The 2320-nt window shown below is 47.8% G+C and carries 1 protein-coding gene; it reads right to left on the bottom strand.

From position 1 onward, the window contains the following. Positions 1-499 precede the first annotated feature (499 nt). Positions 500-1891, bottom strand: a complete 1392-nt coding sequence (locus tag ACQY6F_RS18780; RefSeq protein WP_428776625.1) for an IS4 family transposase — start codon at positions 1889-1891, stop codon at positions 500-502. Positions 1892-2320 lie beyond the last annotated feature (429 nt).

The following is a 2320-nucleotide window of genomic DNA, read 5'->3' as shown; positions in this document are numbered from 1 at the left end:
CTCTGCATGGCAACCGTGTGTCGTGGGCACCAGATGAACGCTATCTCGTCTACGATGCGCTGCATCCTGATGGTACCTGGGTGATTGCTTTGACTTCAACCGATAGCAAACATACCTTTTCGTTGATTGGAAATGACGGCATTAGTTATTTTGAACCCGACTGGCGACCTTAGTTCGACTTTGCACATTGGTAGCAAAAACAGGAAGATAGAGTAAGTGTTTCAAACCCAAAAAGAAGTGGCTGCACGGGCAGATAGGGCCGTGCAACTGTGCAACTGACCCCCTAAACGCACACGCAAATGCACGGCATGGTATGGACACACCTGTTTTTATGCGTTTGTGCGTATGGCTAAAACCAACTGCACGGTCACTTGCACGGTAACTGCACACCCAGATAGGGCCATGCAGTTGTGCAGTTGACCCCGTAACCGAACCCACGCTGGAGCTGCCGTCCGCGCTGGCCGACCAGGTCAGCCCGTACCATCCCAATACGGTTGAGTTAGGCCCACTGAAGTATCCGCAAAATGTCCATAAAGTCAGGCACACGCTCGGATACATCTGTGGGCTTTTTACGCCTGAACTTAATCATCTTGCGTTTAATGACCCGCGGATTGATGCGGTTATCGCGTGGAGGTAATCGAAAGTAGAGATGCCATTGATAAATGAGTTGCTGGAGTTTCTCCATGCCATTGAAAAGCTGAGTGATGGGGAAAATATGTTCAATGAGACGCAAACCATTGATAAAGCTTAACCGTTGCGGAGACAGGTTATGCTGTTCAGCACTCTCACAGCGTAAACAGCAGATGATGAAATAGGCCAGGAGTAAGGCATAGAATTCTTGAATGACACCGACAGGTTTTTGCGAACGAAACGGTGTCCAAGTTAAACGCTGGTGGGTATCCATTTCATCAATGGTCAACTCAACTTCCCAGCGTTGATGATAGGTATCAATCACTTTCTTCGCCGGACATAAACTCGGTTCAAGTAAGCTGGTAATCATGCGATAGGTTTTGCCCGCTGGATTCCGAACCGGATCATCAAGGGTGTAAGGGATGACCCGAACGAGCAGACGAGGTTGGGCACGACAATAGCCATTTTTCCAATAGCGTAGTTCAGCTAAATAGCTCCCATCCTGGAAATACTGGATGGGGGTCAGCTTCATATGCGATTTTGCAGGAATGATGAATTGAGCACCCTTTTGAACAATTTTGTGCAGGGTTTCGAACTCGAGCAAGCCACTATCGAGCAGCACGAGCATATCCGCTTCAATTGAGCGAAGCAGCCGTTTGCTGTAGGTATGATGATTAGAACGCAACGGCATTATCGCTGCATCAAAGACGACATGGGTACTACATTCACTCAGGTAAATCGCTTGGCATTGGGGAAAGGCAGGATCGCGTCGCTCGGTTTTTGTTCGATGCCGTCCGAAGTAGGCGGCGTTATGATCACTATCCGCAACGACCTCGAAAGTCGTATCAATCGCCACCAAGCGCTGACCAAACACATACGCCCCTGGTGTACTTGGGGTGGCAATTGGACGACAGATGCGCTTAAACAGCAGCACCAACGGTTGCACTCCCAAGCGATAACGAGCCAGACACAAGGCGCTTTTATCGGGGAGTTTGGACAAGTCATATTTCGTTTTCAAGCAGGGAATCCAACATAGGCGCGCGAATGCACTCGATAGACTTTCTTTCGCAAAAATCCCGCGAACAATACACACTATCACCATCAGCCACATCGGTAAACGGCGTAAGCGTTTTTCTTCAACAGCACATTCTTGAACAACTTCTTTGACTGTAGCAAGTGGAATATATTGGGTAATGAGCGGTATATCGGTCACCTCAAGTAATTCTCGATATCGAGCGGTTGCTTCAACAAGCTGGCGCATTCACACACCTCATTGTCAGGCCGTTTACGATTGCCTTTTACTATGCCAGCGACCGCGCATTTTGTCCTTAACTCAACCGTATTGGTTTAACATCGCTGCAACGAGGGGCAACAGCGCAAAATAGAGAGGTTCTTGCCCTTAGATTTCTTCACGTAGATTGTGGATATTGATATAGTAACTCAAACTGGACATGCTGCCATAACCCAGATGGTTAAATAAGGTAGAGGCCAGCCAAGGATGATTTGCTCCCAATTCAAATGTATGCAGGAATGTGGCGGGCATACAAAGCCGACCAAATGGTCGGACAAATGTCCGGACATTTGTCCCCCAAAAACAGGAACAAGTGTGCTATAGTTGATTTGAAAAGGCTACGCCAAGCTCAAGTAAGCTGTTGTGTAGGCGTATCTTTTTCAATATGCTTTTTCATTT

The sequence above is a fragment of the Vibrio sp. genome, from assembly GCF_050299255.1.
Taxonomy (GTDB): Bacteria; Pseudomonadota; Gammaproteobacteria; order Enterobacterales; family Vibrionaceae; genus Vibrio.
This window is presented reverse-complemented; position numbering and strand designations above follow the sequence as displayed.